Here is a 26,275-nt window from a genome sequence, read left to right on the forward strand (position 1 = left end):
CAAAGAAAAATAAAAAAATAGGCTTAAACCCATTTATTACCCAACTATTGTTTTGTCATTAAATACTGAGTATGTTACATCATAATCAAAGTCTTTGTCTTATTCAAAAAATGGTACATATATTTCTTTTTCAGTAATAACATTATCTAATCTAACATCAAATTCTTCAGCATCAATTGTTTCATTTGATAATTGCGAAGATGCTGATAATCCAATTTTATATCCTAAATAATCATTTTCATTTATTCAACGATCATAAAAACCTCTACCCATACCAATTCTGTTTAATCTTAGATCAAAAGCCACTAATGGAATAAACATTGTATTAATGTAGTTATTTTCTGGTAATAATTCACAAGTTTTTTTAGGTTGTAAAATATTTAATATTTTATTTTTTTCTAAATCAGTTTCTAAATTAGTAATTCTTCTGAATTCCATTGTATTATTTTCAAGAATTAAAGGAACATAAACTTCAATACCCTTTTTTAAACTTGTTTGAATAATGTTTAGAGTGTTTGGTTCGTTTTCTGTTGCAAGATAAATAGCTATTTTATTTAAATTATATCTTTCAATATAATGATTAACTTTTCGTTCAATTATTTTATTAACTTCTTCTTTGTATGCTTTTGATAAAAAAGATCTAGTTTTTAAAAATTTGTCTCTGATTTGACTCTTGTTACTCATAGTTTTTTCCTTTCAAATAATTATTTATTGCATATATAATTATAAATAAACAAATTATTCAATAATCTCATTTATAACATCAATAGCTAAATTGGCGCATAATATACGATTTTTTTGCTTATTTATGTTTTTAAATACAACTAAATCGCCTAAAATTGCCAAATTATTTGAGATTCCTGTATTTAAAAACGCTTGATATTCACTAATTATTGTTTTTATTTCGTCTAGTTTTTTATCTTTAATTAAATTAAAGAATATATCAGCACTTGAGGTTGCTACAGAACATGCTGTTCCTTCAAAATTAATTGCTTTAAAAGTCTGATTTTCAATTAAAATTTCAATTTGCATTTCATCAGCACAAGTTTGTGATTTTGCATCTTTTAAAATAGCATTTTCAAGCTGTTTAATTCCTTTATTATCAGGGTTTGTAAAATGTTCCATTAATATTTTTCTTAATAAAATATCATCATTTATATCTATCATTTTATCTCCTTAAAATAAGACATCTAAAAAATTATTTACAGTCTTTAATGCTTCAACTAATTTGTCTATTTCTACTTTATTATTATGAATTCCAAAACTTGCTCTAACTGCAATTTTTGTATTAATTACACCTTCAATTCTTCTAGCACAACTTGCTCCACCACGTACTGAAATATTGAATTTATCATCTAAGTAATTAGTAATATCTTGTGGATTTACACCATTAACATTAAATAAAATAATTGGTGATTTAACGTCTAAATTATAAAAAGTTATAAAGTCTTCGAGATTAGTTTCTTTAACTCTTTTTACAAAGTATTCTTTTAGTTCTAATTCATGTTTTTCAATTTCATGTAAATCAATTTTATTAATAAAATTTAACGCTGCTATGTAACCAACAATTCCACTAATATTTGGTGTACCAGCTTCTAATTTTTCAGGTATACTTGCAAGTGTATAATCAACTAAGTTTTCTTCAATTTTTAAACTCATTCTACCACCATAAAAGATTGGTTCTAGAGTATTAAGTAAGTCATATTTTCCATATAAACACCCAACCCCAAATGGGCCATACATTTTATGTGCTGATCATGACATAAAATCAATGTTTCAAGCTTGAACATCTGTTTTAATATGGCCAATTGCTTGAGCAGCATCTACATGAACAATAATATCATTATTAAACTCTTTAATTACTTCAGTAATTAATTTAATATCATTTAATGCTCCAATAGTGTTAGAAACACTAGCAAAGGTTACAATTTTTGTTTTATTGTTTAACATTTGTTTTAATGATTCAATATTAATTGTGAAATCATGATTTAATGCTATTTTTTTAATTTTAGCTCCCGTTTTATTAGCTATTGCAATTCATGGTAATAAGTTAGCTGAATGTTCTAATTCAGTTAATAATATTTCATCATTTTTTTTAAGATTATTTCTTAATCCGTTTGCTAATAAATTAATTGAATGTGTCGCACCACTAGTAAATACAATTTCTTCGATTTTATTTGCGTTAATAAATGTTTTTGATAAGCTTCTTGCTTGTTTGATTAATTCAAATGCTTCAAAACCTTTTTTATAGTCAATGGCATATGGATTTGATCCATTTTCGCTTAAAAATTTCATTTCAGCATCAATAACTTCTTGAACTTTAAGACTAGTTGCTGAACTGTCAAAATATATTAAATTACTTGCTTTATTACTAAATGGAAAAAAATGCTTTAAGTCCTTCATTTCACAAACCTACGTTTCTATCTAAATAATTATACTATTTAAGAAACAAAAGTTTGGCAATTTTAATGCCTTTTGGGTTATAATATTACCAATGCTTATATAAAAATATAAATAATAAGTGTTAAATAAACAATTTTTAAACAGGAGGAAAGAAAAATGAAGAAACTACTATCACTAATTGGTGCTCTTTCATTAACAGCAAGTGCAACAAGTGTTTTAATATCTTGTTCAAACAATAATGATGATAAATATGGAGATACGTTTATTAATGATAGCGGTGGTTTAACAATCACCACTAAAGACTTATTGAATTGATACAACGATACTTATGGACGTTTAGGTAAGGATCCACACAAGACCTTAGTTGAATTCTATAATATTTTTGCTGTGGCAATTTATGAAGAAGCAAGCAAGGACAACAACATATTTAAAGGTATCGCAGCAGATTCAAGTGAATATTTAAATGAAAGTGGAGAAAAACTAGCTGAAACTCTTAAAACAGATTATGGGAAAGATTCAAAAGCACCTAACACAATTTATGGACGTGCAAATAATGCAATGATCAGTGCTAGAAAAACTTATTTAGATGGTAAAAAACAAAGCACAAAAGCTTGAATTAAATATTTAAGAGGGCAATATCCTTGAGTTAATAATGATCAAAAATTATTAGAAAATGCTTGAATTTCAAACTACATCTTAACTAATTCATCTAATTCAGCATATGCAAACCTTTCAAAAACACTTGGTTTTGGTACAACAGATTCAACTTGAGCAAAAGGTTATTTATCAATAAAAGTTAATGATACTGAAATCTCAAGATTACTATCAGAATTCTTAACAGCTAATGCTGATACAGTAATAAATGGAAAATTAGATGAAAAAGTTACAGCGCAAGCAACAGTAGATAATAAAAAAATTACTTCAATCATTAATTTAATAAATGCACTAGGTGGTAAAAATGCTTTTGGTCAAACTACAAGTAAATTTACAATCGAATTTATTGAAAATACAAATGATGCTTTTTTAGATACTTTAACTTGAAGAACTTTCTTATCAGGAATTAGTGCAACTTTTGCTAATAACCCAGAATCAAATGCAGCTAAAGGGACAGTTTCACAAATTAGTGTAGCTAATAACAACATTTTTAAAATTACTGATGTTCAAGGTATTAAATTATCAAGTGAAATATACAAAGACTTTTATAACTATAATGCTAGACCAGCAAGTGAATTAAATAAAACACAACTTGTTTCTATTGCTCCAACTTTAAATGAAAACAAAGAAACTCAAAAAACTAATATTCTTTCAAATTATCAAAGATTTTTAGTTGATAAATACTTTGATACTAAAAAACCAGTTGCTACTTCTGAAATTGTTTTAGAGTTTTCAAAAATTAATGCAAATGCAACTCCTGATATTAATAAAGAAATAAGTCCTGCACAATTTGTAGATACTTCTAAAGTTACAAATGATCTAATTAGATATTTTGAAGGTTTCTCACAATTCTATAATTTATACGTATTAAATAACGATAATGCGAGTGGTGGAGGAAGTACAAAAGCTAAAGCTGAAACAAGTACTACAACTGGACTTACTGATTTTGAAACTTTTTATCGTGGATCAAATGCTCCAAATGGAACAAATGGAATTTCATCTGATGGAAGACTATGAAAAATGGGAGCAAACTCAAGTTATATTACTCCTTACTTAACAGCTAAAAAGAATGATAAATTATTGACATTAGATTATGACACAGCAAGTGGAACATATTCAAACTTAGCTAAATACTCAGTTTATGACTTTTTAACAACAACTCCTGAAGAATATAAACCTTCAACAGAATCAACTTGAACTTCAGAAAACACAAACATTGTTTCTGGATGACATAACTTTGATCAAACAGTTCAAAGATTCACTGTTGAAGCTAAAATAGGTATGAATGAATTATTTAACCTTGTAACTGATTTAGGAAGACTTGCAGAAGCAGAACAAAAAAATGGAGAAGCTGCTGCAGTTAAAAAACCTTATAAAGTATTAAACGCTAAAGATGGAATTATTGCTTTCATTGATACTGATGGTTTACACTTTATGAAAATTGATGGATACAGTTTATTACAAAGTCAATCAACTGAAAAAGCAACAGTTCAAACAGCTGAACAAGATAAACAACAATCAATTGCTTATGATCTACTTTCAAATACTAATAAAGAATTAATTCCTTATTTATTAAATCCTAAACTTACAGTTGAAAGTGGTGGAAAAACAAGTAATTATTTAGCAGAAGGAGAAAGTACTCCATCAACACCAGAAGAATCAATTAATAATGATATTTCTAAATCAAATATTATTAATAATCTTGGAACAACATTTGGAAACGATTACAGTAAAATATTAAACTACTCAGTTACAAATGATTATGAAAGATTTTTAGTTAACAATACAATTGCTAAAGGATTATTAACATCTGATACAGATAAATCTTACTTATTCTATAACTATGATATTTTAGCTGACGCTAAAGCTGCTGTTTCAACAACTGAAAGCTTTGGAATGTTAGGACAATGATTATGAACTTACCTAGATGAAATTTTTGGTACAAATGGTAACTACACTCAACTATTTGAAAAATTCTTTGCAACAGATAATTCAGTAGATGCTAAAGCAACAGCTGAATTAATAAGTGTTATTAAAAACCAACAACAAAAAATTACTGACCTTAGAACTAACTATGAAATCAAAAACAATGATTGAGTTACTTCAACTGAACGTAATTATAAAAAACAAATGAAAGATCTTGAAAAAACACCAAATGCGCAAAAATTCATTCCAAATTATGCTTTAAAAGCTGACATTGACAGTTTAGACAAAAGTGCAATTTGAAAAACATTAGTTTCTAAAGCTAAAGAAACAATATTTGTTTACAACCTGCCAAGTTCATATTTAACTTATGAAATCATCGTTAACAACTTAAATAAACATGAAGGAGGAGTAAAATAATGAAAAAAATATTAGCTATATTAGCTGCTGTTGGTTTAACAGCTACAACTTCTTCTTTAGTAGTTTCTTGTTCAAAACCTGTTGACAGATTTAACAAATTAAACTTTAAAGATAAAGCAGTATATGAAACATTTATTATAAAAATGAAAGATCAAGGCTTAATTAGTGTTTCAGAAGCAGAAAAATTCTTAAGAATTAGTGATACAGAAATTATTGCTGATGTACTTAAAATTTTAGATAAAAGAATATCAGAAGAAGAATATAAAGCAACTAATGCTTCACTTGCTTCAACACTTAAACTAAAAGAAAAATCATCTGATGAAAATATTACTTCTAACTTATTAGATAGTTTAGCAACTAATAAATTCTATAGTGAATATACATCAAAAATTATTACAAATAATGGTATTGTTAATGATTGAGATTACATGAACGAACATTCATTAAATGCATTTAACTTATTTGAAGATGATGCAAAAGTTAATTATTCAATTTATTATAAAGCTGATGGTTCAGATACATTAACTAGATGACAAGCTAGAAATGAATTTAATCAAACTATTAGAAATACACCAACTTTAGAAATATTAAATAGTAATACTAATAATTTCTTCTTAGTAGGTGCATTCAATGATACAGCAGTAACTGCATTACCAACAACAACTAAAATTATTAATAAAGATACATCTATTGGTGGCATAAGTGCTCCATTCTTAATTAAAAAATCTGAAACTGTTGAAGGATTCAATGGAAATGAAATCATGAAATATAGATTCCAAAGTTATATTAATGCTAAAATTATTCCTGATTTATACACACAATTAATCAGTTTAGCTTACTTAGATAGTAATTTATATTCAACAAACTATACTTCAAAAAATTATACAAATGCGTTTGCTAGATTAAATACTTCAAACAAATTAGTATCTTCATTCCAAAACTCATTAATCTCAGATACAAAAACTTCAAATGTAAAATTAATTTGATCATTTAAATCAGATGTATCAACAGACACTACTGAATGAGTTAAAGCATATAAAAAAGCTTTAGGAATTCCTGATGCTAGTGGTAACATTATTTTAAACTCAGGAAACATTGCAACTTTAATTGAAAAATTTAAAGAAGGCAGTGTTGATAAATTAGAAAATGTTACAAAACTAGGAACAGACCCATTCTTAGGATTAATTGGATACAATGGTATTGTTAAAAATAGTGAAAGTGGTATTGAAGCAATCAGTGGATCATTAAGTATTTCAACTGATGCACAAACAGCCGCTAAAGCAATTAATGCTCCAACTATATTAACTGGTGCTAATGACCAAGGATTCTCAGTTGGTGATGCTGGTGAACATGAAATAGTACTTGTTTTACCATTATACTTAAATGATATTTTTGATAGTTCAAATGTAACATTATTATCAAGCAATGGACAAGCAGAATTTACTATTCCTGAAAATACTTGAATTCCACTTGGAGATAAATATAGTCCTTACATTGACAATGTAAATGCATATAAAGATGAAACAGGATTAGATGTTATTAAAGACAAAACAAGAAACATTTACATTAAAGCACAAAGCGATGCTGGTGGATCAATTACTTTAGGTGATACTTCTACATTAAAAGTAACTGTTAAAGTTGAAAAAGAAACTTCAACAATGTTAGGTATTCATGAAGTAATTAACAAAGAAGATTCTACTTTTAAAAATGCATTTAGCGCTGATGATCAAGCTAAAGTTAAAGATACTGATAAAATCTTACACTCAGTATTATTATCAAGAAACGCTGATCCAAAAGGTGTTTATGAATTAACTCAAAGATGAGAAATGTCTTCTCAAACTAGTCAAGATGTTAAAAACTTGAGTTCAACTAAAAAAGAATTATTATTATCTGAAATCGAAAATGGTTTAGTAACAGGTGATACTGACTATACTACAGAAGCTAAAGAAGAACTTTATACTAAATACATTATGGATGGAGATAATGTTCTATACCAAGCATTATACGATGAGATTTCTAAATATATTAAAGAAGACGATTCAGGAAGTTCAGATTAATGCAAGATTGTTTATTTTGTAAAATCATCAAACAAGAAATCCCTTCATATAAAATATATGAAAATGAATATGTATATGCTTTCTTAGATATTCACCCTGTTACTGATGGACATGCTTTAGTAATTCCAAAAGTACATGCTGAAAATCTTACTAAAACTCCAGATATCTATTTAGCTGAAGTAGGTAAAGCAAAAAAAATAGTTGCTGAAATACTACAAGAAAAGTTAGACGGTGTTAAAGGATTTAACTATGTGTCTAATCAAGAAGCAATTGCCAGACAAGTAGTTTTTCATTATCATGAACACATCTTACCTAAATTTAAAGAAGATGAAGGATTCTTACATGCTAAAAATGTTAATCTAAAATATGCAAGTTTAGAAGATGTATTTAATGAAATATCAAAATAAAAGATGACATATGTCATCTTTTATTTATTATTAATTTAAATATAAAAAAATGTAACCTAAGTTACATTACATTACTTTTTATGTTTATAAAACATTTTTCCATCAACACTAATAATTCTTGGTGTTCATGATTTATGTTCAACTTTATTTAGTTCATGATTGATTTTAAATACTTTTGCATCTAAGTCATCAAAGATTGATAACATAATTGCTTCGATAATTACAGGCTCTGTTGGTGAACCATATTCTTTTTTACCATGACTAGCAATAATCATATGTTGTAATAAAGTTAATGATTCATTAATATTTCCTTGATCATCTTTGTAGATATTTAATTCTTCAGCTAATTTATTTAGTTCTGTGTTTCCAATACTAATGTGCCCAATAATTTTACCTTGTAAACTATAATCAGTTCCTGTTGGACCAATAATTTCAATTACTTTTCCAATATCGTGTAGAATCGCTCCACAAATTAATAGTTCTCAATCAATTGATGCATATGCATAACTTGGTTTTAATGCTAATGCGTTTTTAACTAATGTAAAACTATGTCAGAATAAACCACCTTTAACATTATGATGAATTGTCATTGCAGCTGGATATGATAAAAATTCTTTTTCATATTTTTTAATCAATCCAATTGTTAATGTTCGATAAGTGTCATTTGTGACACCTTCAAGAATACTCATTAATTTTGCATAATTCTTTTCAACGTTAATTGGTGCTTCAATAATAAAGTCTTTTGCTTCTAATCCAAGGTTATTTAATTCAGTTTCGCTAAGAATACTATAATCATTAACTTTAAGCTGTAATACACCTCTAAATTCGTTTACAGCAGCATTCTTAAATAAAACAAAACTATTTGGTTGTAACATTTGTTTATCTTCTTCAGTTACTGTTCATTTTCTAGCTTCAACTCTACCAGTTTTATCTGATAAATTTAAAATTAAATATGATGAACCATTTGTTGCTGTTGAAACAATCACTTTTTCAAGTCTAACCACTAAATCAGTTGATGAAAATGTGCTATTTAATTCATTAATTTTTTTCATTTGTAACTCCTTATTTAATATTTTACATTATTTAGACCAATCAATTGGTGATAATTTATTATTAAGCAAAATTGCATTTATTTTTGAAAAAGGTTTTGTATCTTTAAAACTTTTTAAATAGCTAAAAGGTGATGGATGAGCTGAACTAATTACATTATTAGTTTTATACTCTAAGTTTTCATAAATACCTTTTGCATAGTTTCCTCATAAACAGTAAACAATATTTGGATTAGATTTATTTAAAGTATTTAGAATGTCACTCACAATTGCTTGTCATCCTAATTTGGCATGACTACCTGGGTTGTTTTCAATTACTGTTCAACAAGTATTGATTAATAGTACACCTTGTTTTACTCAACCACTTAAATCATTATTTTGATAATGATTAATATTTAAATCACTATCTAATTCTTTAAAAATATTAATTAAGCTTTTAGGTGTTTTAATTTCATTACTTGCACTAAATGCAATTCCATTTGCTTGTTTTGGATTATGATAAGGATCTTGACCAATAATAACTACTTTTACATCCTGTGGATTAATCAAATCAAATAAACGCAAACAATCTTCTTTTTTTGGATATACTACATCAGTTTGTGTATAAGCTAAATTAATTGTTTGATCAATTTTTTCGTTTAAAGCGTTATTGCTTAAAAATTCTTTTCATTGTTTATTCATTAATTTCACCTAATTTCACAAAGTTATTAATTCTTTTAATAAATGCTTGCATTTCTTTTGCTGATTCTTCAAATGAATAAAATTCAGATTTAGCATTTTTATTTTGTTGATCTAAAATTCCTAAATTGCATTTCATTGGTTTTAATGTTTCATGTTTGGGATTTGTTATATAAAAGTTTAAAGCTCCTAACATTGTTTTTCTTGATGGTTGTTCTATTTTTATATTATTTAAATAAGCCAAAAGATTTATCCCTGCCAGAATTCCACTACTTGCTGATTCAATATATCCTTCAACACCAGTGATTTGACCTGCAAAAAAGATATTTTTATTTCTCTTTACTTGCTGTGCTCTATTTAATAATTTTGGTGAATTAATATAATAGTTTTTATGCATAACTCCATATCTAACAATATTTAAATTTACTAAACCTGGTAAAGTTTGTAGAATTCTTTTTTGTTCTGGTCATTTAATATTTGTTTGAAAACCAACAAAATTATAAAGTGAATCAATTGCATCATCTTGGCGTAGTTGCACCACAGCATATGGTGTTTGATTATTTTCATTGATTAAATTATTTGGTGATAACGGACCATTTAGTAAAACCTTTTTACTTGTTTTAGCAATTTGTTCGATTGGTTGGCAACCTCTAAAATAAATTTCCTTTTCAAATGATTTTAATTTAACAGTTTCTGCATTTCTTAATTCTTCAACAAATGTATTAAATTGCTCTTCATTAAGCGGAATGCAAATATATTTACCATCTTTACCATCATTATGTCTACTTGCTCAATAAACATGCTTAAAATCAATACTATCCTTAGTAATTATTGGGGCAGATGCATCTAAAAAGAATAATTTTTCATTTCCTGTAATATATTCAATGTTTTGTCCAAGCTTTTCGGTTGTTAAAGGACCAGAAGCTATGATTGTAACTTTTGTGTAATCAATTTCTGTTACTTCTTTATCAACCAAAGTAATGTTTTTATGTTGTTTAATTTTTTCAGTAATAGATTTACTAAATCCAAAGCGATCAACACTTAATGCATCATCTCCTGGAATTTGATTTTCATATGCTGCTTGAATGACTAATGAATTCAACATTTGCATTTCATTTTTTAAAATACCAGCGGCATTCTTTTTTGATTTACTTCTTAATGTATTTGAACAAACTAATTCAGCTAAATCGTTTGTTTTTTGAATATCGTTTTTAATTAAACTTTTAACTTCATATAAATTAACTTTTACTCCATTGTTTGCTAATAAATAAGCTGCTTCACATCCAGCAAGTCCAGCTCCAATAATATTTACTTCTTTTTGCATGTTCTCACCTTTTACTACTATATAAAATTATAAGTTAAAACAATAAAAAAACCATCTTTAAGGATGGTTTAAGTAATTTATTATCAAACTTTAGTTCTTTCTTCTTTTGGTTTATACATTCCATCACCAGGTTTAGTTTCATAAACTTCATGGAATTCATTTATGTTAACTAAAACTCCATTACATCTAAATTCTTCAGGTGAATGTGGATCAATTAATAATCTTGTATTTTTTTGTTCATCAGTTGCTTTTCTTCTTCAAACTAAAGCATAGTTAGTAAAGAAGTCTTTTAATCCTTCAGGGCTTTGTGCTTTACATATATCTAATGCAGCAGCAACTCCACTTAAGTCTCCAATGTTTTCTCCAAGTGTTAATTTACCATTAACATGTGAACCATTAATTTGATATTCATTATATTGATCAACAACTTTTTGAGTTCTTAGTTTATATTGTTCATTATCTTTTTCAGTTCATCAATTTTCAAAGTTTCCGTTTTTATCAAACTTACTTCCTTCATCATCAAACCCGTGACTTACTTCATGACCAATAACAGCTCCAATTCCACCAAGGTTTGCAGCATGTGATTGATTTACATCATAGAATGGTTTTTGTAAAATCCCTGCAGGGAAACAAATTTCATTTGATGTTGGATTATAATATGCATTAACTGTTTGCGCATCCATGTATCATTTTGATTTATCAACTGGTAAGTTAATTTCTTTTAATTCTTTATTAATGTAGTGTTTTGATAAACTTAACATATTATCAAATAGACTTCCGTCTTCTTCATAACTTAAGATTTCAACATCATCTAAATTTTCTCATTTATCTGGATAACCAATTTTGATTGTAAATGAATTTAATTTTTCAATTGCTTTTGTTTTAGTTGTTTCTGACATTCAATCTAATGCTTTAATTCTTGTTTCATAAACTTTTAATAAATCATGCACCATTTTAAGTACATCTTCTTTTGCATTAGGTGAGAAATGACGTTTAACATACTCTTTTGAAATTAGTTCACCAAGTGTTCCATCAACAAATTCAACAACTCTATCTTCGATAGGTTTCATTTTTTTAACACCGCTAAATACTGATGCGTATTTAAATCCATTTTCATATAAAGAAATTGAAAGAATTTTTGAATAAGAACTTGCAACCTTAAATAACATAATGTCTTTTAAGTCTTCAAGACTAATTTCATTAAGCATTTCATTTAATTTTTCAAAGAATTTTGGTTCAGTTAAAATAATTTTAGCTGCTTTATCATAACCAGTTTTGTTTAAATATATTTTTCAATCAATGATTGGGCAAATTTTATTTAATTCTTCAATTGTTACAATGTTGTAAATGTTTTCTGGTTCACGTAATTCTTCTTTTTTTAACATTGATTTTGAAATCTTTTCTTCAAAATCATAAATTAAGGCAAATACTTCACTTGTTGATAATGCTAATTCTGAAAGTTTAATAACATTTTCAATATATTCTTTATATGCTTTTTTGATTTCTTCATGTCTTGGATGAGATGTTTCATAAAAATCTCTATCTGACATTCCTAAACTCATTGAATCAATCACCAATGCTCTTAAATTACTCTCTTTAAAATCTGAATCAACACCTTTTGAGTGGAAGAATGAAATACCTCATTCTTTGTATAATTCAACAAATAAGTTTGTTAAGTCTGCTTTACTGTTTAAGCCTTTGATTTTAGCTAAAATTGGTAAGATTGGTTTAATACCTTGTTCATTTCTTGCATTGTCATTTAAATAGTTTGCACGTAAGTTAACAATCATTTTACTATATTTATCTAAATCACTTGATGCAACAACATCATTAATAATTGCTTTAATATCATCTGTTGATTTTTTTTGTAGCATTTCAAAATTGCCTCATGATGCATATCCATCAGGCAATTCATTTGTGTTTATTCATTCTTTATTAACTGATTCATAGAAATTATCTTGTGGTTTAATTTTTGTCATAGTATTTCTCCTTTTTAAATTATTAGTTATTATTTTACAATAAAAAAACACTTCAATGAAAGTGTTTGATTTTATTTTTTAATTATTTCAGCTTTGTCTAATTGTTCTCAAGTGAATTCATCTTTTCCAAAGTGTCCATAAGTTGCTGTTTTTAAAAAGACTGGTTTTCTTAAATCTAGTTTTTTAATGATTTTATTTACTGAGAAATCAAAATTATCATTTAAAGCTTTTTCAATAACTTGTTTATCAACTTTTTCAGTTCCAAATGTTTCAATAAATATTGAAACTGGTTCTGGTTTAGCTATGGCATATGATACTTGAATTTCAATTTTATCAGCTAAACCAGCTGCTACTAAATTTTTAGCAGCATATCTAGCCATGTAAGCAGCACTTCGATCAACTTTTGTTGCATCTTTACCTGAAAAGGCTCCTCCACCATGACGTGAGTATCCTCCATATGTATCAACAATAATTTTTCTTCCTGTTAATCCAGTATCACCTTGTGGTCCACCAATAACAAATCTGCCTGTTGGATTAATTAATACTTTGAAATCAGTATTAAGTCCAAACTCTTTAGCTACAACATCCATAATTTCAATTTTAATGAATTTTTTAAATTCTGCTTCAACCATTTCATCATCGTGTTGAATTGACATCAATATTGTGTCAATTTTTGGATTAGCTTCATCTGTGTAATCAATTGTTACTTGAGATTTCATATCAGGTCTTGCTCATTTGAATTTTCCTTCTTTTTTTAACTTTGAAGCTAAATAAACTAATTCATGTGAAACAGTAATAGCTAAAGGCAAGAAAGTTTTTGATTCGTTTGTAGCATAACCAAACATAATTCCTTGATCACCAGCACCAATTACTTCAGTATCTAAATCAATTCCTAAAGCAATATCAGCTGATTGTTGTTCAATTTTAATATCAATTTGACATGTATCAGCATTGATACCATATGCATCATTGTTATATCCAATTTTTCTTAATATATCACGTGCAATTTTTTCATAATCAACAGTAGCAGTTGTAGTTATCTGCCCTCCGATTAGCAAATAGTTTGTGGTAACAAATGTTTCGCAGGCTACCTTAGCGTTTGAGTCTTGTTTCAAAACTTCATCCAATATCGCATCAGATATCTGATCACATATTTTGTCTGGATGACCTTCTGAAACACTTTCGCTAGTAAATAATTTTCTCATTTTTGTATTTCTCCTTCTGCTATATCAATATAAATTATACAAAATCTATTGTGAAATCTGAATTAAAAAAACAAATAATTTGCTTTTAAATACTTATTCTTTTAATGCTTATTGCTTTATTAGTTTTTTCATCAATTTCAATAATAACAGCGTTTAATTGCGCTTTACCAGTTGCTGGTTGAAAACGTCTTACTAATCCTGTTTTTTGTTTATAAATTGCATCTGCTGGTTCAATTCCAATTACAGAACTAATTACTCCAGTCATACCTAAATCAGTGATAAATGCTGTCCCATTAGGTAAAAGTCTTTCATCAGCTGTTGGTACATGAGTATGAGTTCCAACAAAACCTGTAATGATTCCATCGTAGTTTAAAGCAAATGCTATTTTTTCAGCTGTTGTTTCAGCATGAAAATCAATTAATAGAATGTCATATTTCAGTTTTAATGATAAAAAATCATCCATTGTTTCATAAACACTATTTGATGGATCCATAAAAGTATTTCCGATCAAGTTTAAAACACATATTTTTTTATTATTCTTTTCAGTAATTACATATCCATTTCCAGGTGACTTGTACATATTTAAAGGTTTTAACAAATCAGGTGTTTTATCAATATATTGAAGTACTTCAGGATTTTTAAAAATATGATTACCACTAGTAATTACATCAACATAATTATCTTTATAAAAATCATAATGATCTTTTGAAATAGATTTTCCATGTGTTGTATTTTCACCATTAACCACAACAAAATCAATTTCATTATCTTTAATTAAATATTCAATATTTTTTTTAAATATTTCTCTACCTGGTTTGGCAAAGATATCACCAATCATAAGTACTTTCATTAGATAACCTCTTTCAATTGTTCTATAAGTTCTAAAACCTCTTCATTTTTTGAGTCAGCATGTGATTCCACAACTTTTGTTATTTGTGCTTTATGTTTATTCAAACCTAATTTTTCTTCTAAATGATTTAATAATTTAATAATTTTATTAATTGCATCATGCGCAGCAGCTTTTGAAATTTCTAATTGATCAGCAATTTCTTGAAAGCTTAAATCTTCTTCAAAATATAATTCAAAATATTCTACTTGTTTTTGTGTTAATAAATTTTTGTATAAATAAAATAATGAAGATAATTCTAATGTTTTTTCTAATGTTATTTTACTCATTATCTTGATCCTGATCTTCCATGAAACCAACAACTAAACTATAAACATATTGATCAACATCAAATTTTTCAATGTCATCAACCTTTTCTCCAACCCCAACTAATTTAACAGGGATATTTAATTGATCTTTAATTGATAAAGCAATTCCACCTTTGCTAGTTCCATCCATTTTAGTTAAAACAATTCCAGTTACATTTGCTACTTCATTAAATTCTTGCGCTTGCATAACTCCATTTTGACCAGTTGTTGCATCAATAACTAATAAAAGTTCATGTGGTGCTTTTTTATCAAATTTATGAACTATTTGATGCATTTTTTCTAACTCTTTCATTAAGTTAACTTTATTTTGAAGTCTTCCTGCTGTATCAATTAATAATAAATCATAGTTTTCTGCTTTTGCTTTTTCTAAAGCATCAAAAACAACACTTGCAGGATCTTGATTTTGTTTTTTACCTTTAACTAAATCAACTTTGTTATCAAGTCTTTTATCAACCCATTCTTCTAATTGTTCAATTGCTCCTGCTCTAAAAGTATCAGCTGCTGCAATTAAAACTTTTTTATTTTGTTCAGCATAGTAATTTGCTATTTTTGATAAAGATGTCGTTTTACCAGTTCCATTAACACCAATAACCATAAAAACGTTTAATCTTCCATCTTCAAAATTTAATTCTTCAACTTTTTTAGAACCATCTGTGTAGATGTCATAAATTTCTTCTGCAAGAATTTCTCTAAATTCAGTAGCGTCAGTAGTATTTTTAACTTTTCTTCTAATGTTATTTGAAATTTTTAAAACCATTTTCATTCCCATGTCAGTTTTAATTAATACTTCTTCTAATTCATCAAAAAAGTCATCATCCATTTTTTTATATTTTTTTGAAAGTTTTTTAATATCTTTTGAAAAATCTAAAGCTGATTTAGCAATTGCTTTTTCAGCTTTTTCTTTTTTAACTTTTTGCTTTTGTTTTTTAGCAATTTCTTTATCAGATAATTGTTTTTTTTCTTGAACAGCTTCTGATTTAATATCTTGTTGTACATTTGTTTCTTTTACTCATGTATTTCCTGATATTTTTTCTTTTAACTTATTTCAAAAACCCATGATGTACCTCTTATCTACAATTATTATTTTATCAAATTATACAAATAAAAAAATTCCGCATGAGCAGAATTTAATTTATTACATTAATGTTTTTAAATTTTCGTAAATTTCAGAAGTTTCTTCAAATCTACCAGTTCTAATAAATGAAACAATTTCTTGAACTGTTAATAAATGATCTCCAGCTCTTTCAAGATTTTTTGCTTGTTTCATTGCTTCTGATATTTCTATCATTTCTTCATTTGTTTCAGACTTTTTTAATGCTTTAACTAAGTATGCATATAAATCTTCAAATTCTTTATTAATTTGTGATTCAAGTTCTATAACTTTAACTACTAAGTTAGTATCAAAGTTTAAGAATAATTCTGAGAAACTATCTAACATATCAATTACTAATTGAAATAAATTTAAGATTGATGTTGTATATTTTTTTGTTGGTTTAAACTTTGAGAAAAAGATACATAATCTTTTAGAATAATCAGCAATAATCTCAATTTCTCTTGCTAACAAGATTCCACCAACAGCAAGTCTTAAATCGCGTGACACTAATTGTTGTTTTGCAATTTTTCAGAGTGCTGTTGAGGTAAATTCATTTAACTTATCGTTAATGATTTTGTCATGTTCAACAATCATTGCTGCACCTTCAACATTATTATTAGTAATAACTTCAAATGCTTCAGCAAATTGAACTTTGGTTTCAGAAATCATATTTTCAAGCATGTTTCTTAGCTGTCTAATATCGTTATCTAAAATTTTATTTACTGCCATATTCTAATCACCATACCTTCCTGAAATGTAATCCTCTGTTCTTGAATCTTTTGGATTAATAAATATTTTCTTAGTTGTATTATACTCTATTAATTCACCTTTTAAAAAATAAGCAGTCATATCACTAATTCTTGTTGCTTGTTGTAGTGAATGAGTAACCATAATAATTGTATATTCTTTTTTAAGTTCTAAAACTAATTCTTCAACTTTTAATGTAGCAATTGGGTCTAATGCAGATGTTGGTTCATCCATCAATAAAATTTTTGGATGCATTGCAATTGCTCTTGCGATACATAATCTTTGTTGTTGACCACCAGAAAGCCCAAGTGCTGCAGTTTCTAATTTGTCTTTAACTTCATCTCATAATGCAGCTTTTCTTAATGAATCCTCACAAATTTGATTTAAGATTTTTTTATTTCTGACACCTTGAGTTTTTGGACCATATACAACATTATCATAAATTGATAATGGGAATGGGTTAGCTTTTTGGAATACCATTCCAACTTCTGTTCTTAATTTTGAAACATCTGTTCCTGACTTGTATATCTCTTCATCAAATACTTTAATTGATCCTTCAATACTTGAACCACTAATTAAATCATTCATTCTATTAATTGATTTCAATAATGTTGATTTACCACAACCTGATGGTCCAATAAATGTTGTAATAGAATTTTCTTTAATATCTATGTTGATATCAAATAATACTTGTTTTTTGCCTTTATAAAAGAAGTTAAAATCAGATATTTTAATTACATCAGCTCTTTTTGATAACGCTGGTAATTTATTTGGTTTATCTTCTTTAATATTTTTATTTAAATCTAAACCTTTAATGGTTTCATCTTTTTTGATTGTGTTACTCATGATCTACCACTCCTTTTTTTAACTTTCTATATTCTTTTTTACGTTTTTTTCAAGCTACATAAGATACTTTTGTATTTTTAAAATAAGTTATTTCATTATTTCTCATTTTACTCTTTAATTTCATAATTCTAAATCTAAATGAAGGTTTAAGTTTTTTAACTCTCGCTTTATATTTTTCTTTTGCTGTTTTAGCTTTAAATTTTGTTCTTGCTTTAATTTCTTTTGCTTTTGTTACCAATAATGAAGATATGGTACCTGATGTGAAGTTCAACACAATAATTAAAATAATAGTAATTAAAGCCATTAAATATATTGTATTTTCACCAAGACCAGGAATTCCTTCAGCAACCATCATATAAATTCCTGTTGTTAATGTTGTTCCTTGTGATAGGAATATTTGACTTGGCATTTGAATATCAGTTCCTAATGTTAAGTAGATTGGGGCTGATTCTCCAATAATTTTTGCCATGGCTAAGATTACTCCAGTAATAATTCCTTCCATTGCGTTTGGTAAAATGATTTTAAATAAAGTTTGAATTTTTGATAAACCTAAACCTGATCCAGCTTCTCGGTATTGATGAGGCACTTGTTGTAACGCGTCTTCAAAGTTTGTGATTAACATTGGTAAGACAACCACAGTCATCGTTAATGCGGCTGCAAGAATACTAAATGGTAATCCTAGTAAAACAATAAATATTGATAAACCAAAGATTCCAAATACAATTGATGGAGTTGAAGCAAGTAAACTGATTCCAAATCTAAATGATTTAGTAAAAATTGAATTTGGATTTGCATATTCATTTAAATAAACTGCTGCTGCAAGTGCAAATGGAATTGCAAAGATTAATGTACATATAACTAATAATATGGTTGTAAGTAAGGCAGCAAATATTCCTCCACCAGTTTTATTTTCAGTGTCAATATGAATAAAGGCAATCGGATCAGCTAAACCAATTAATCCTCTAATTACAACATCACCTAAAATTCAAAATGTAAATGAAATTACAATTGCTGTTGATAATCACATTAAAACTAACATCATTCATGAATAAAGTTTTTTAAATAACTTATTTTCTGTTCTATTATGAACCATCATTCCTAATACATTATTATCATATACATACTTAGAAACATTATTTTTTTGTTCTATATTACTATGTTTATTTCTTTTTTCTTCTCTTTTGATTCGTCTTGAGTATTTTATGTTGTCAACCTTAGACATGAATAAAATTATAATATTAATGATAAATACTAACATGAATAAAATTAAACCAATAGCGAAAAGTGCTGATTGATGAGTTGAACCACTATTTTCAGTCATTTCAAGACCAATTGTAGCTGCTAATGTTCTGATTGATGAGAATAAGATACCACTGATCCCACTATTTTTTATAAAACCACCAGTCGAGTTCCCAGCAATCATCATAATTGCCATTGTTTCTCCAATAACTCTAGCCATACCTAGAATAACAGCTGAAATAATTTTAGCATTTGCAGATTTTCTAATAATTTTAAATGTTGTTTGTTCTTTTGAAATTCCTAAACCTAAACTTCCCAGTCTATAACTGTCAGGAACTGATTGAACAGCATTATAACTTAAAATTATCATTGTTGGTGCAGCCATAAAAGTCATAGTTATTGCTGCAACCATTAGGTTATCATTATTTGGCGCTCCCATTAACTGAAATAAGGCTCCTATTTGATCTCTTGCAAATAAACCAAACACAACAGAAGGAACACTGGCTAAAAGTTTAAAAACAGTTAAGACTTTTTTTTGCATACTTACTGAAAGATATTCTGATATAAATAAAGTTGAAAAGATAGTTAATGGAATTGCAAATAACATAGCAATTGCTAATAATACGATTGTCATTATAATGATTAATCCAATTCCATAATGAGCTGTTTCAGCACCATTTTTCCCTGGTTTTCAACTAGTTCCTGTTAAGAAGCTTCAAAATCCCACCTCTTTAAAAACACGATTTGATTTTAAAATAACAAAAGCTACCAAGATTACTAAAATAGCTAAAACAGCCAAAGTTAATGAATAAACAATTGATTTAAATAATTTTGCATTGAAGTTTTGCTTGGGTTTAAAAGTTTTTGTTTTAAATGAACTTTCATTATTACTTTTTCTAAGAAACATAACTATGCCCCTTTCTAACTTATATAGAGATTAAGTTTGGATTTATTTTATTTCATTTACAACATATTGGGTTAGTCCAACAGATTTATAAAAATCTTTGACATCTTCACTTGTTGCCATTCAAAATAAAAAGTTAGCTATTTGGTGCATTAATTTTTCATTAGCACTGCTATATTTGTAAATTCCTATAAATGGTCTTGTTAAAGGATATGTACTTAAATTTGAACTACCACTACTTGGATCTCAAATTACTTTATCTTGTTCTATTTTTACAGATTTGACTGTTTTAGACTCAGCTGAACCATATAACATTGAAACAAAACCTATAGAACCTGGTGATTTTTCAATTTGACCATAAATTGTTCCATTTGCTCCGTATTCTTTAACAGCGCTTCCTGGCTCAATACCTGTTAAATTGAAAAATGATGATCTAGTACCTGATCCACTTGTTGATGAGTAAGGTGTAATTTTAGTTTTACTTGAAACTAATTGATTAGCTAATTTTATATTAGCTTCTTTTTGTTGATCATTATCTGAATAATTTTCTGCAAGCATAATAGCCAATTTATTTCATGATATTAAATTATTTTGAGAATCTGGTGAATATATTGCGTTAAGAATCTTATAACTTGTTTGATCTTTAACAAATTTTCCATTATCAATTTCAAATTTGAATGTTAAATTTGATTGTTCTAAGAATTGATCAAATCCTGTGCCTTTATCATTGTATACAAATACAATTGAATCCTTTGCAAACTCTATGTATCTATATGTATCCTCAATTGCACCATTTTGATTAGTTTCTTTTAGCTGATTTCAATATCATTCTGAATTCTTGATGTCTTCAGTTTTTAAATTATTAAATATAGTTGTGTTTTCTTTTATTAGATTTGATTTTCAATCAGACGGTTTAACATCTTTTGATATAAAACCTATTTCGTATACACCTTCTTGAACGTTAGTTATTCCAGCTCCAGAACCTGTTGCAGAATAAACAAATTTTTTACCATCCTCAGTTTTGTACTTATCAGTAAGTTTTTTTAATAATGGTTGAACACTGGCGCTACCACCAATACTTATAGAATTGTTTGGTGCAACTAAAGTTCATGATCATAAACCGATAATAGCACCAACGACTATAACCATTACTAAAAAGAATTTCTTGCTCATGGTTTTTCTCCTATTTTAGAAATAATTAATATTATTATAACAACATTAGCATTATTTTTAAAAAAATAAAAAAAACCATGATTTACATGACTTTTTTACTTATTTTTTATTTTTGTTGATTAATTTCTTGATTTTATCAATATCTAAAGCTAATTGAACAATTTTTGTAATTCCTTTTGTTTCCATAGTTACACCATATAAGATGTCACAGTTTTCCATTGTTCCTTCACGGTGAGTAACAATAATGAATTGTGTGTTTTCAACAAAGTCTCTTACATAACGAGCAAATCTTGTAACGTTTGCTGGATCTAATGGCGCTTCTGCTTCATCAAGAATAACTAGTGGTAATGGTCTCACTTTTAAGATTGAGAATAGTACTGATAATGCAACCAATGATTTTTCTCCCCCACTCAATAGGTTCAAGTTAGTAATTTTCTTACCTGGTGGATTAACTTCAATATCAATTCCAGTTTCTAAAATATCATCTGGGTTTGTGTAAATTAAACGAGCTGTACCACCATTGAATAATTTTTGGAACGCTTCTGGTAATGCAGCATTTACATCATCAACAATACGTTTGAATTGAGTTTTCATTTCAATATCAATATTTAAAATGATTTCATTCAATTTATCTGCTGATTCTTGAACTTCGTTTAAGTTAGTAACATAGTAATCGAATTCTTTTTTAGTTTCTTCATATTCTTGAATTGCATCCATAGAAACTTCACCAATTGATTTTAATTCAATTGTTAATTCTTGAATTCTTGTTCTTGTTTCTTCTGGGTTTTCAATTTCATCAAAATGTATTTCTCTAATTGAATCTAATGATAAGTTGTAGCCTTCAGATAATCTTTTTAGAATTTGAATGTTTGTTGATTCTAAAATATTTAAATCTGATTTAACGTTTGCTAATTCATCTTTTCAATTATTTAGAATTTCACGTTTTTCTTTATTTTCTTTATTTAACTCATGTTGACGATCAGTTGTTTTAGTTTTTGATTCTGATAAACCGTTAACTTTAATTGAAATTTCATTTCTTTCAGTTTCAAGTTTAGCAATTTCTCTTGCTAATCTAATTGATTCTGATTCATCAAATGATGAAGATGCTTGATTATTTAATAGATCTTTACCAGTAATAATTTTATAGTTATCTGATAAATCTATTAATGATGAATCAAGAATGTTAATTGAGTTTTTACTAATTCTAATATTTGAAGCTATTTGGTTAATATCATCAATTAATTTTTCTCTTACTTCTTTTAAATCATTAAATGTTTTTTGTTTTTCAACAAAGATTTTATCCAAAGTAGTAATTTTTGTTTTAATTGCTTCTGAGTCAAATGATTCATCAACTTTTTTAGCAGCAAAAATATTTGATGCTTTGTTTACAGAACCCCCACTCATAGCTCCTCTTGGAAGAACTCTTTGTCCATCCAATGAAACTATTCCATAACGGAAGTTAATACTTTTTCCAAGTCTAGTTGCATCATCAAAGTTTCTAGTTATAATTGTTGTTCCATAAATGTAATCTAGAACTACTTGACAATTTTCTTCAATTTCAACTAATTCATTTGCAAATCCAACGAACCCTGGCGCTCTTTTAATTAAGTCTCTTTGTGATCCAGCAATTGGTGAAGGATTTAATGTATCAATTGGTAAAGCATTTACTCTACCTAATCTTTGATTTTTTAAGAATTCAATTCCTTTTTTAGCATCTTCACTTGTTTTGAAAACAACTGATTGTAAATGATTTCCGGTAATTAATGAAATCGCAATTTGGTGCTCTTCTTTTACATCAATTAATGATCCAACAGTACCAACAATTCCTGATAATCTTTTTTCATTATCAATAATTGCTTTAGCACCAGACATTGGGTTTAAGTTATTAGTATTTTGTTTATGTTCAAGTTCTTCTAAGCGATATTGTAATTTATTTTTTTCTGATTCAATTTCTTGTGATTGCATATGGAAAGTTTTAAATTGGTCATTAACTTCGTCATATCTTCTTTTTAAATCAATTTCTTGTCTTTCAAAACTTGATACTAAATCCTTTTCACTATTTAATGAAATTGATTTTTCATCAAATTCCTTTTTAATAGCTCTTGCTTTAATATCATCAACATTCTCATTAACGTTTTGTGAGTTTTCTCTTGCTTCAACTTGTTGTTTTTGAGCTTTTAAGTTTGCAATTCTTTCAACAATTTTTTGGAAGTTTAAGTTCAATTGAGTTATTTCTTTATCAGCATCACCAGTTTTAAATAAAATTACATCAAGTTCATCTTGTGATAAGTTAATGTCATTTGCTAATTTTTGTACTTCAATATCTAATTGACGTCTTTTATCTCTTAATGATGATAATTCTGTTTCAAATCTTAAAGCATCACTTGCTAAAATTGTTAACTCAATTTTTTGTAGTTCTTCAATCTTATCTTTGTACTTAGCAGCTTTTTCAGCTTTTTCTTTTTCTCTTGGTAGTCTTTTTTCTAGTGTTGTTTTAATATCACTAATTCTTGTTAAGTTTTCAGTTGTTTTTGCCAATTGTTTTAAAGCTTCTAATTTTCTTTTTTTGTATTTAGCTAATCCTGCTGCTTCATCAAATATTTCTCTTCTTGCATCTGGTTTAGCTTCTGCAAATGTTGAAATAGTTCCTTGAGAAATAATCGCAATACTTGATTTAGTTAATCCTGTTTCTAAAGCAACATCTTGAATATCTCTTAATTTACATTTTTCACCGTTAATAAAGAAATCACTATTACGAGTTTTTTTATTAAATCTTCTTGTAATTTCAACAATATCTGTTTTGATTGTTGAAAAAATATCTCTTTGGTTATCAAAAACTAAAGTAACTTCTGCAAAATCAGCTGCTGGTTTATCTACACTTCCTGAAAAAACAATATCATCCATATTTGAACCACGTAATGATTTAGTTGATTGTTCTCCTAAAGCTCATCTGATTGAATCTGTAATGTTTGATTTACCTGATCCATTAGGTCCAACAACTCCAATCATTTCTTTTGTAAAGTTTAAAGTTGTAGGTTCTGCAAATGATTTAAATCCAACGGCTCTAATTTGTCTTAAAAATAACATAGATTAATGGCTCCTTTATAAAATATAATAACTAATAATATTATATCAAAAATCAACCTAAATTGTTTATTTTTAAACCATTTTATACTATGTATAATGGATTAGATTTTGGTATTAAAAAAGCAGACTTTTAGGTTGCTTTTTCTTAGTTTACTTTAGTTGGTTTTTTTAATTTATTTAAACAATCTTTAGCTGCATTTTGAGATGCTTCTTGTTTTGAATATCCTTTACCAACTCCATATTTTTTTCCGTCTAAATTAACACTAACAGTGTATTTAATTTTATTTTCTTTTTCGATATGAATTTGGCTTTCAACTTTATATTCTAAATCACTTCTTACTTCTGCTTGAATAATTTCTTGTAATTCTGATTTAAAATCATGATTTAATTCTTTATAGTCATTTTTATCAAGGTATTTAAGAATTGTTGCTTTAATTCACTCAATTAAAACTTCTTCTGTTTGGTCTAAATAAATTGCTGCAGTTACTGCTTCATACACATCAGATAAAATTGAAGGTTTTTCATAACCTTTTGATTTAATTTCGCCTTCCCCCAGTCTTATTATTGGTCCTAAATTAATCATTTTAGCAACTTCACTTAATGTTTCTTGGCGAACAACATCAGATCTTGTTTTAGTTAATTTACCTTCGTTTGCTTTTGTAAAGTTTAGATAAAGAAATTTAGAAACATACATTTGTAAAACAGCATCACCTAAGAACTCTAATCTTTGATATGTTTCATTTATCTTATTTTCATTTGCATATGAATTATGAGTTACGGCTATATCAAAAATTTTTGAATCATTAATTTTAATTCCAAATTGTTTAAAAAACTCATGCATTGTCATATTTGTCATATTTAATTAATTCCTTTTTTAATTTTGTTTAATACATCGTTTTCAATTGCATTACAAGTCATTCTTAATGTTGCTTCAAATGATTTAACATCACTAGATCCGTGTGCTTTAAATGCAATACCATCTACACCTAAAAGAATTGCTCCTGAATGATTTTTGTAATCAAATTTTTTTGAAACATTATTAAATGATTTTTTTAGTGTTAAAGCTTTAAGTTTTGTAAAAATTGTTTTATACAATTGTGCTTTAATTTCATTCATTAAGATTTTTGAAGCACCTTCAAATGCTTTTAAAGACATGTTACCTGTATAACCATCAGTTACGATGATATCAACCTTACCTGCTAAGATATCTCTTGCTTCAAGGTTTCCAAAGAAGTTGATTTCTTCATTTGCTTCTAATTCTTTGTAAATTTCTTTTTGTAATAATGTTCCTTTAGATTTTTCTTCTCCAATGTTTAATTGTGCAATAACTGGATTTTTAACTTTTAAAACACTTTTTGAGTATATATTAGCCATTTTTGCATAACCAATGATATCTTCAATATCAGCTTCTAAATTTGCTCCTACATCAAGTAATAAAGTTAATTTATTATCTACAGCTGTTGGAAGTGTTGGCATAAATCCAGGTCTTGCTATACCTGGCAACTCACCTAAAATAAAGTGTGAACCTGCAATAAAGGCAGCAGAGTTACCACCAGTTATCATTGCATCAACTTTTTTGTCTTTTAATAATTCTAAAGATCTTACCATTGAAGAATCTCTTTTTCTTCTAATGTCCATGATTGAACCATTCATATCAATAAACTCAGATGTTTCTAAAATTTCATATCTTGACTCATCAATTGAAAATTTTTTTAGGCCTGATTCAATTTCATTTTTGTTACCAACAAAAACAAGATATAAATCTTTTCTTGTTTTAATGAATTTGCTTGCTGCTTCTACTGCAACTAAACTTCCATTGTCAGCTCCCATTACATCAAACGCTACTTTATACATTTCTAAATACCTACCTTG

The 26,275-nt window shown here is 27.2% G+C and carries 21 protein-coding genes; 3 read left to right on the plus strand and 18 right to left on the minus strand.

The window, feature by feature from the left end; translation table 4 throughout:
- Window positions 1-99: 99 nt before the first annotated feature.
- From EMELA_RS01330 to EMELA_RS01340, 3 genes are read right to left on the minus strand one after another with little or no spacing between them, the layout of a single operon-like run.
- Complete coding sequence (locus tag EMELA_RS01330; RefSeq protein ID WP_034971209.1) at window positions 100-684, minus strand: 5-formyltetrahydrofolate cyclo-ligase; 585 nt, start codon at window positions 682-684, stop codon at window positions 100-102.
- Between the two features lie 54 nt (window positions 685-738).
- Window positions 739-1,167: an iron-sulfur cluster assembly scaffold protein gene (locus tag EMELA_RS01335; protein ID WP_028124402.1), complete on the minus strand. Its 429-nt coding sequence runs from the start codon at window positions 1,165-1,167 to the stop codon at window positions 739-741.
- A 9-nt stretch (window positions 1,168-1,176) separates the two neighbouring features.
- Window positions 1,177-2,403, minus strand: a complete 1,227-nt coding sequence (locus EMELA_RS01340; protein WP_028124403.1) for an aminotransferase class V-fold PLP-dependent enzyme — start codon at window positions 2,401-2,403, stop codon at window positions 1,177-1,179.
- Window positions 2,404-2,559: 156 nt separating this feature from the next.
- On the opposite strand from EMELA_RS01340, the gene EMELA_RS01345 reads away from it, so the two are divergent.
- Genes EMELA_RS01345 through EMELA_RS01355 form a run of 3 tightly spaced genes read left to right on the plus strand, consistent with a single transcriptional unit; the run spans window position 2,560 to window position 7,864 of the window.
- Window positions 2,560-5,400 carry a lipoprotein gene (locus EMELA_RS01345; protein ID WP_028124404.1) on the plus strand — a complete coding sequence of 947 codons (2,841 nt, stop codon included), beginning with the start codon at window positions 2,560-2,562 and terminating at the stop codon, window positions 5,398-5,400.
- Window positions 5,400-7,457 carry a lipoprotein gene (locus EMELA_RS01350; RefSeq protein WP_028124405.1) on the plus strand — a complete coding sequence of 686 codons (2,058 nt, stop codon included), beginning with the start codon at window positions 5,400-5,402 and terminating at the stop codon, window positions 7,455-7,457. The genes EMELA_RS01345 and EMELA_RS01350 overlap by 1 nt, the downstream gene beginning before the upstream one ends.
- Window positions 7,457-7,864, plus strand: coding sequence for an HIT family protein (locus EMELA_RS01355; RefSeq protein ID WP_028124406.1), 408 nt, complete (start codon window positions 7,457-7,459; stop codon window positions 7,862-7,864). Before EMELA_RS01350 ends, EMELA_RS01355 begins: the two co-directional genes overlap by 1 nt.
- Window positions 7,865-7,935: 71 nt before the next feature.
- Here EMELA_RS01355 and EMELA_RS01360 read toward each other — a convergent pair whose 3' ends face one another.
- The 15 genes from EMELA_RS01360 to plsX all read right to left on the minus strand — a co-directional run bounded on the left by EMELA_RS01360 (window position 7,936) and on the right by plsX (window position 26,257).
- Window positions 7,936-8,916, minus strand: coding sequence for a 3'-5' exoribonuclease YhaM family protein (locus EMELA_RS01360; protein ID WP_028124407.1), 981 nt, complete (start codon window positions 8,914-8,916; stop codon window positions 7,936-7,938).
- A gap of 27 nt (window positions 8,917-8,943) precedes the next feature.
- Window positions 8,944-9,594, minus strand: coding sequence for a uracil-DNA glycosylase (locus EMELA_RS01365; protein WP_034971212.1), 651 nt, complete (start codon window positions 9,592-9,594; stop codon window positions 8,944-8,946).
- On the minus strand, window positions 9,587-10,915 hold the full coding sequence (trmFO, locus tag EMELA_RS01370) for a methylenetetrahydrofolate--tRNA-(uracil(54)-C(5))-methyltransferase (FADH(2)-oxidizing) TrmFO (RefSeq protein ID WP_028124409.1): 1,329 nt from the start codon (window positions 10,913-10,915) through the stop codon (window positions 9,587-9,589). The genes EMELA_RS01365 and trmFO overlap by 8 nt, the downstream gene beginning before the upstream one ends.
- Window positions 10,916-10,995: 80 nt before the next feature.
- On the minus strand, window positions 10,996-12,894 hold the full coding sequence (locus EMELA_RS01375; RefSeq protein WP_028124410.1) for a M13 family metallopeptidase: 1,899 nt from the start codon (window positions 12,892-12,894) through the stop codon (window positions 10,996-10,998).
- Window positions 12,895-12,965: 71 nt separating this feature from the next.
- Window positions 12,966-14,099: a methionine adenosyltransferase gene (metK, locus tag EMELA_RS01380; protein WP_028124411.1), complete on the minus strand. Its 1,134-nt coding sequence runs from the start codon at window positions 14,097-14,099 to the stop codon at window positions 12,966-12,968.
- 85 nt (window positions 14,100-14,184) lie between these two features.
- Window positions 14,185-14,949 (minus strand): TIGR00282 family metallophosphoesterase, encoded by a 765-nt coding sequence (locus tag EMELA_RS01385; protein ID WP_028124412.1) that lies wholly within the window; start codon window positions 14,947-14,949, stop codon window positions 14,185-14,187.
- Entirely contained in the window at window positions 14,949-15,275 is a 327-nt protein-coding gene (gene ylxM, locus EMELA_RS01390) for a YlxM family DNA-binding protein (protein WP_028124413.1), read from the minus strand. The genes EMELA_RS01385 and ylxM overlap by 1 nt, the downstream gene beginning before the upstream one ends.
- Entirely contained in the window at window positions 15,268-16,371 is a 1,104-nt protein-coding gene (gene ftsY / locus EMELA_RS01395; protein WP_028124414.1) for a signal recognition particle-docking protein FtsY, read from the minus strand. The genes ylxM and ftsY overlap by 8 nt, the downstream gene beginning before the upstream one ends.
- Before the next feature lie 78 nt (window positions 16,372-16,449).
- The gene (gene phoU / locus EMELA_RS01400; RefSeq protein WP_028124415.1) at window positions 16,450-17,136 is read right to left on the minus strand and encodes a phosphate signaling complex protein PhoU; all 687 of its coding nucleotides are present in this window, start codon (window positions 17,134-17,136) and stop codon (window positions 16,450-16,452) included.
- A gap of 3 nt (window positions 17,137-17,139) precedes the next feature.
- Window positions 17,140-18,000, minus strand: coding sequence for a phosphate ABC transporter ATP-binding protein PstB (gene pstB / locus EMELA_RS01405; protein ID WP_100608954.1), 861 nt, complete (start codon window positions 17,998-18,000; stop codon window positions 17,140-17,142).
- On the minus strand, window positions 17,993-20,146 hold the full coding sequence (gene pstA / locus EMELA_RS01410; protein WP_028124417.1) for a phosphate ABC transporter permease PstA: 2,154 nt from the start codon (window positions 20,144-20,146) through the stop codon (window positions 17,993-17,995). Before pstA ends, pstB begins: the two co-directional genes overlap by 8 nt.
- Before the next feature lie 42 nt (window positions 20,147-20,188).
- A complete protein-coding gene (gene ptsS / locus EMELA_RS01415; protein ID WP_028124418.1) occupies window positions 20,189-21,316 on the minus strand; it encodes a phosphate ABC transporter substrate-binding protein in 1,128 nt (375 codons plus the stop codon).
- A gap of 99 nt (window positions 21,317-21,415) precedes the next feature.
- On the minus strand, window positions 21,416-24,403 hold the full coding sequence (locus tag EMELA_RS01420; RefSeq protein WP_028124419.1) for an AAA family ATPase: 2,988 nt from the start codon (window positions 24,401-24,403) through the stop codon (window positions 21,416-21,418).
- A gap of 145 nt (window positions 24,404-24,548) precedes the next feature.
- Window positions 24,549-25,250, minus strand: a complete 702-nt coding sequence (gene rnc, locus EMELA_RS01425) for a ribonuclease III (protein ID WP_028124420.1) — start codon at window positions 25,248-25,250, stop codon at window positions 24,549-24,551.
- A gap of 11 nt (window positions 25,251-25,261) precedes the next feature.
- Window positions 25,262-26,257, minus strand: coding sequence for a phosphate acyltransferase PlsX (gene plsX, locus EMELA_RS01430; RefSeq protein ID WP_028124421.1), 996 nt, complete (start codon window positions 26,255-26,257; stop codon window positions 25,262-25,264).
- Between the last annotated feature and the right edge of the window lie 18 nt (window positions 26,258-26,275).

Source organism: Mesoplasma melaleucae (genome assembly GCF_002804105.1).
In the GTDB taxonomy this organism is placed as follows: domain Bacteria; phylum Bacillota_I; class Bacilli_A; order Mycoplasmatales; family Mycoplasmataceae; genus Mesoplasma; species Mesoplasma melaleucae.